Annotated in this window: 5 protein-coding genes; 2 read left to right on the top strand and 3 right to left on the bottom strand. The window is 63.5% G+C overall.

The window, feature by feature from the left end; all coding sequences use genetic code 11:
• Positions 1-147: 147 nt before the first annotated feature.
• The gene (locus tag OCL88_RS18365; protein ID WP_062098593.1) at positions 148-918 is read right to left on the bottom strand and encodes an IclR family transcriptional regulator; all 771 of its coding nucleotides are present in this window, start codon (positions 916-918) and stop codon (positions 148-150) included.
• Positions 919-1,120: 202 nt separating this feature from the next.
• Between OCL88_RS18365 and OCL88_RS18360 the strand changes: the two genes are divergently transcribed.
• Positions 1,121-2,443, top strand: a complete 1,323-nt coding sequence (locus OCL88_RS18360) for an MFS transporter (protein WP_021474489.1) — start codon at positions 1,121-1,123, stop codon at positions 2,441-2,443.
• 67 nt (positions 2,444-2,510) lie between these two features.
• Here OCL88_RS18360 and OCL88_RS18355 read toward each other — a convergent pair whose 3' ends face one another.
• A complete protein-coding gene (locus OCL88_RS18355) occupies positions 2,511-5,306 on the bottom strand; it encodes an FG-GAP repeat domain-containing protein (RefSeq protein ID WP_264963459.1) in 2,796 nt (931 codons plus the stop codon).
• A gap of 279 nt (positions 5,307-5,585) precedes the next feature.
• Here OCL88_RS18355 and OCL88_RS18350 point away from each other — a divergent pair, with 279 nt between their 5' ends.
• Positions 5,586-5,822, top strand: coding sequence for a hypothetical protein (locus tag OCL88_RS18350; RefSeq protein ID WP_062098596.1), 237 nt, complete (start codon positions 5,586-5,588; stop codon positions 5,820-5,822).
• A 46-nt stretch (positions 5,823-5,868) separates the two neighbouring features.
• Here the strand turns inward: OCL88_RS18350 and OCL88_RS18345 are convergent, their stop codons facing one another.
• A complete protein-coding gene (locus OCL88_RS18345) occupies positions 5,869-6,156 on the bottom strand; it encodes a MoaD/ThiS family protein (protein WP_031217229.1) in 288 nt (95 codons plus the stop codon).

Here is a 6,156-nt window from a genome sequence, read left to right as displayed (position 1 = left end):
GCACACTTTCCCCACTCCATGGGGCGCCGACGGCGCGGAACCGCTAGGTCGCAATTAAGCGCGTTTAGAGGGGTCAAAACGCGCACTAATGCGACCCAGTTGGGTGGGTGGGTGGGGAGGGGGTGGGCGGGGTTGGCATGGGGTGGGTTAGCGCTGGGGCAGGCGGGCCGCGAGCTCGGCTGCGGCCTCCTGCAAAGTAGGGACGTGGGAAACCAGCTCCTCCATGGTCATTCGGAAGACCGGCACAGCGACGGCCACGGAAGCGAAGGCGTTGCCCTGGGCATTGAGGACGGGGACTGCGACTGCGCGCATGCCGATCTCGTTCTCTTCATCCATGACGGCGTAGCCCTGGCGCCGGACCTGCTCGATCTCCTCGCGGAATTTGTCACGGTCCGTGATGGAGTGCTCCGTCAGCGGATCCAAGGGAAGTTCCTCCAGAAGCCGCTTCCGCTCAACCTCCTCCTCGAAGGCCACGATCGCCTTGCCTACGGAGGTGGTGTGTAGCGCACCGAGATGCCCGGGGTCACTCGTTACGCGGAACGTTTTTGGCCCATCCACCTTATTGACGGTCAGGTGATGGTCTCCATCGCGAACCGAGAGGATAGTGGCCTCATGGGTGCGTTCAGTAACCCGCTGCAGGACCGGGAGCGCCGTGGCCGCGAAGCCATGGTGGTTGGAAACGCGCTGCCCCAGCTGGAACACGCGCAGGCCAAGATGGTAGCGACGCCCGTCCGGCTCGTAGTCCACAAAGCCGTCCCGGGTGAGCGAACCCAGCAGTCGATACGTGGTGCTGAACGGCAGCTCCGCCGCCCTGGCCAGATCTGCGGCACTCGCCCCCTTCGGCTCGTCACCCAGCAGAACAAGCAGGCTCAGCGCCTTGCCCACCATGTCCGTTTTTGTGCCCTCTTTCACATTCATAGTTCGATGCTCTCATATGGTGAGAGCTATTTCTAGATAGTGGTGACATCTCTTGACAAGTGATCGCTCTCACAGCCAGTATTGCTGTATTGCACAAGTAGCTCTCACAATGTGGTTACTTTTGGGACGATCCGGCCGCACCTAGCCCTCGATCTCCCGCAGAAGCTTGATCCGCGACATCGTCGTCACAGAAGGAACTCCCATGAGCCAAACAATGCCGTCAGCGACGCCCGGCACTGAAACCACCACCGGCACTCCCAAGAAAGCGGCCCTCGCCAGCTTCCTTGGCAGCGCGGTGGAGTACTACGACTTCTTTATCTTCGGTTCGGCAGCGGCGCTGATCTTCCCGCATGTGTTCTTCCCGGACGCCGACGCCAACGCAGCCATCATGTCTTTCGCCACCTTCGGCTTCGCTTACGTTGCCCGCCCGGTGGGAGCGATCATCCTGGGCCACTTCGGGGACAGGATCGGCCGTCAGAAAGTCCTCATGTTCACCCTGGTGCTCATGGGTGCCGCAACCTTTGTGATCGGATGCCTTCCTGACTTCAAGACCATCGGCTGGTGGGCCCCGGTCCTGCTGGTGCTGGCACGGCTGGCCCAAGGCCTTTCGGCCGCAGGCGAGCAAGCCGGCGCTTCGTCGATGACCCTTGAGCACGCTCCGGACAACCGCCGTTCCTTCTTCACCTCCTGGACCCTCACCGGCACCCAGGGCGGTCAGATCCTCGCCGCACTCGTCTTCATTCCCGTGGTGGCCCTCCCGGACGAGATCAAGTACGGCATTGGCTGGCGCATCCCGTTCTGGCTGAGCGCGGTTGTTGTGATCGTGGCCTACTTCATCCGCCGCACCCTGCACGAGCCCCCGGCCTTCGCAGAAGCCAAGAAGCACAACCAGATCGCCAAGCTTCCCGTCGCCGACCTCCTGAAGCTGCACTGGCGCGACGTCCTGCGCGTTGTGTGCTGCGCGTTCATCGCTGCGGTGAGCACCGTGTTCGGCACCCTGGCCATCAAATACGCACAGGATGTGGCCCACGTGAGCAGCACCATCACGCTGTGGCTCGTGGTAGTAGCCAACGTTGTTGCCCTGGGTACGCAGCCGCTCTTCGGCACCTTGGCTGACAAGATTGGCCGGAAGCCCGTCTTTATCTACGGCGCTATTGCCAGTGCCATCATGACTCCCGTGTTCCTCCTGACGCTCGAATCCGGAAACGTCCCCCTGATGTTCCTGGTGTCAGTCGTCTTCTTCTCGTTCGGTTACGCTGCGGCGAACGCCGTCTGGCCTTCCTTCTACGGTGAAATGTTCAGCACCAAGGTTCGGTTCTCCGGCTTGGCCATCGGCACGCAGCTCGGCTTCCTCATGGCAGGTTTCGCTCCGGCAATCGTCACGGCCATGGGTGGCACCAAGCCCGGCGGCTGGGTACAGATCTCCATCTTCAGCGGAATCATTTGTGCCATTGCCGCAGTCTCCGCCCTGACGGCCCGGGAATCGGCGAAGGTCCCAACCGCGGAACTGGGCCTGCGCAAGTAGACCGCCCTTAAAAACGTTCGCCTCCCGGTTCACGAAGAACCGGGAGGCGAACGTTTTCTGTGTACTCCTACAGGGGATTCAGTTTCACCGGCTGGAACTTACCCCCACCGGTCCCGGCGTACAGGAGCAAAGTTCCGTCACCGGCTACACCCACCACCGACGGGTTTCCGGTACCCGTGAAGCCATTGCCCAGAGCGGCGATGCTGGAGAACATGTTCCAGCCGGAACCCAGGTTCACACGGGAAAGGAAGCCACCCGAACCGTTGCCCGGGTAGAGCCACAATCCCCCGTCGGAAGCGCGGCCCAGCAGGTCTTCGCGGCCGTCGCCGTTGAAGTCCCCTGCCTGGAGGACCAAGTTGAACATGTTCCAGCCGGTGCCGATCTGCTTCCGCGCAAGGAAACCACCGGTGCCGTTACCCGGATAGAGCCACAGCACGCCGTCGGCAGTCTGCCCAACGATGTCGGCCTTACCGTCGCCGGAGAAGTCGCCCGGTGCCAGCAGCTGCGTGAAACCCTGCCAGCCCATCCCGATCTGCCGACGGGCAAGGAACTTCCCCTTGCCATCGGTCGGGTAGAGCCAGAGCGTCCCGTCGGGGGCCCGGCCCACCAAATCCGGCCGCGAATCGCCGTCGAAATCTCCGGCACTGAGGACGGTGTTGAACATGTTCCAGCCCGACCCCACCTGCACCCGCGGCAGGAAAGCGCCTGAACCGTTGCCCGGATACAGCCACAGCGCGCCGTCCTTGCCCCGCGCCAGGACGTCCGCCACGCGGTCGCCGTTGAAGTCGCCCGCTTCCCACACCTGGTCGAAGGCGGTCCAGCCGGTGCCGATCGCCAGACGGTCGGCGAATCCGCTGCCGTCACCCGGGTAGATCGTCATGGCGCCGCCCGCCGCAGCGGCCAGCACGTCGTCGGACTTGTCCCTTGTCAGGTCCTCGCCACCGATCAGGTCGCCCGCGCTGTTCCAACCACTTCCGACGGCGGCACGCGGCAAGAAGCCACCCTTGCCGTTGCCGGGGTAGACATAGAGGGTACCGTCGCCGGCGCGGGCAAGAAGCCCTGCCGATCCGCCGCCGAATGAACCCGCCGGCGCGAGCGTGTTGAAGACATCCCAGCCCTGGCCCAGCAGCACCTGGCTTTGGAATCCGCCGAAACCGTCCCCCGGGTACAACCAGAGACGCCCGTCCGGGCTGGAGGCGATAACGTCGGCGCGGCCGTCCCCGGAGAAATCGCCGGGCGCTACCAGCTGGGTGAATCCTTGCCAGCCGAATCCCACTTGGCTCCGGGAGAGGAAGCCGCCCTTTCCGTTGCCTGGGTAGAGCCAGAGCCCGCCGTCGCTGGTCCGGGCGAGGACGTCCGCGAATCCGTCACCGTTGAAGTCCTCAGTGCCGAAAACAGCGTTGAAAATGCCCCAACCGGAACCGATCTGGACAGGATCGGCGAGCCGGTTTCCCGGCAGGCCGCGGAACAGCAAGAGGGAACCGTCGGCCTCTCGGGAGATGACATCGGCGAGCTTGTCGCCGTCGAAGTCGCCGGCCGAGAACCGCATCCGGGTCTTGAGCTTCGGATCGGCGTTGATGGTGACTGTTGCCGACGTGGCAGAAACGGAATCGATGGTCACCTGGGTGCCGGTATGGGTGGTGAACGTCCTGCCCGCCGGCCACGAGTGGTTCTTGGCGTACCAGGGCTCGGTGAACGGAACCGTTGACGGCATGAGGATCAGCGACGACGCAATGGTCGCCCCGCCGCGTTGGACAATCTTGACGCCCTTGTTGCCCTCTTGGCCCGGGTTCTTCAAATACGAGTCATAACCCACCGGTTGCCGAAGTTCGAGGTAGTACACCTCTTTACTGACGGGATCGGTGAATTTGATGGCACGCTGGGCGTCGGTTCCGCCCCACGGTTTGAGGGTGTAGCTCTTCACACCACCCGCGACTCCAACGTCGCGGATTTCATCGCCCCGACCGAGCCCCGCGTAGTCCCAGAACGACGAGCTGATCACTGGCTGGTTGTACTGCGCCGCGCCCATGATGTCCGTGGTGTCGCCGTACTCGCGGATGTAGCAGGAAGGATCGGTGAACCTGCCGCTGCTGTCCGTTCCCACATCGGGAACGCCGCTGCCGCACTGCAGCGCATCGGCGTGCATCAAACCGATGACGTGGCCGAACTCGTGGCTCATCACGTTGTTGGAGAAGCTGCTCAGCTGCGGCAACAGGACTCTGCCGCTGTAGCTGCCGCTGCTGTAGCCGGCGCCGAGCGCGTTGCCTGAGAGGGTGGATGAGGGAATGAAGATCACCAGCGCGGTGTACGGGCTGGCCTGCCACTTCAATTCGCTGGTGATGGTGGACATGATGACGCTGTAGTGGTCAGTGGACCGCGCCTTGGACTGGAATCCGGACACCTTGCTGTCCACGGTCATCGACAGGCGATTGTTGGTCATCGCCTTCCAGTAACTGCTGGTCGAGGCCACCACCTGCTCGGCACCGGCCATGGAAACGGTGTTCGAATTGTCCGCCAGCTTAGCCGTTACCAGGCGGACGCGGATGTCGCCGCTGGGACCCGTGGCGGCCACGCCGTCCCGCAGGAGGGCCTCGACGTCGGAAGGTCCTTTTGCGGCCTGCGCACCTGCGCGCGGGTCACTGGACTGGGTGTCGCCGCTTTGGGGGGCACCGCTTTGGGGGGCACCGCCCAACGGCGTCTCAAACACGTGGTCCGAATGGGGCGTGCCCTCGACGAACTTCACGTTCGGATTGTCCGGCGAGGGCAGCGGAACGGCCGTTGCCGGGGCTTGGGCAAAAATGAGGCTGGAGGCGAAAACCAGCAGGCCGGTGGACACGGCAATTGACCGCTGCAAGAAACCCATCAAAAATCTCCCAGAGATGGAGCCTTTGGTTCCCGTGAGTCTCAAGAACCGACATCAGGGTACAGCGGCAGGCTTGCGGGCCTGCGGAAGAGGCGGCCAACCGTCGGCGCGTCTTACCGCCGCGGGCAGGTCCCGGCGTCGGGCGTGTCCGGAAACCCGGGCAGCGCGCAATGCTTACCGGGCCCTAACCATGCGGAAATACTGCGGCAACAATGCCCCGCCACACTGGAATGGCCGGCAAGCGCAGGCACCAGTTCCAGCTCCAGCCAGGAGGACACCATGCTGAAGGAAGCCAAATCCCGAACAACACGTATTCGCGCTATCAGCCAGCTCCATCGTGGAGACGAAATCGAGGCCCGACTGTCCGTTGGACCCGCTTACGATGACGTGGTCATTCGCCGCGGTCGAGTCCAGGAAACAGCCCCTGGAATCGGCGTCGTGTGGATCATGGACCACGCCTCCGGGATGAGGAAAGCCATCAATACCGACGAATGCAGTGTTTGGCGCGTCGCCTGAGCGACCCCGCACCAGAGCAGAACCCCGGCGCCACACCCGCGCCCGTTCAGCCGCCGGCCACGGATTGGATAATCAACACCTCCTGGCCGCCCGCTACCTCCGTATCAAGCCCCTTGAGCCGCCGGACCTCGTCACCGTTCACGTAAATATTCACGAAACGGCGGAGTGCACCGGTTTCATCACGCAAACGCCGGGCAAGAACCGGGTACTCACCGGTCACAGTGTCCAGCAACTGTCCAACGGTCACGGCCCCGTCGGCGGACGCAGTCAGGTAGGACTGTCCGCCGACGAGTGGCTGCAGGACACCGGGAAGCACGACCGTTATGTCAGCCAC

The sequence above is a fragment of the Paenarthrobacter sp. PAE-2 genome (assembly GCF_026013155.1).
Lineage (GTDB): Bacteria > Actinomycetota > Actinomycetes > Actinomycetales > Micrococcaceae > Arthrobacter > Arthrobacter ureafaciens.
Note: the sequence above shows the minus strand (reverse complement) of the source record. Positions and strands in the feature narration are given on the sequence as shown.

Bases quoted from the DNA above. Each gene is read 5' to 3' on its own strand.
- OCL88_RS18365 (WP_062098593.1), bottom strand. From the start codon at position 918: ATGAATGTGAAAGAGGGCACAAAAACGGACATGGTGGGCAAGGCGCTG.
- OCL88_RS18360 (WP_021474489.1), top strand. From the start codon at position 1,121: ATGAGCCAAACAATGCCGTCAGCGACGCCCGGCACTGAAACCACCACC.
- OCL88_RS18355 (WP_264963459.1), bottom strand. From the start codon at position 5,306: ATGGGTTTCTTGCAGCGGTCAATTGCCGTGTCCACCGGCCTGCTGGTT.
- OCL88_RS18350 (WP_062098596.1), top strand. From the start codon at position 5,586: ATGCTGAAGGAAGCCAAATCCCGAACAACACGTATTCGCGCTATCAGC.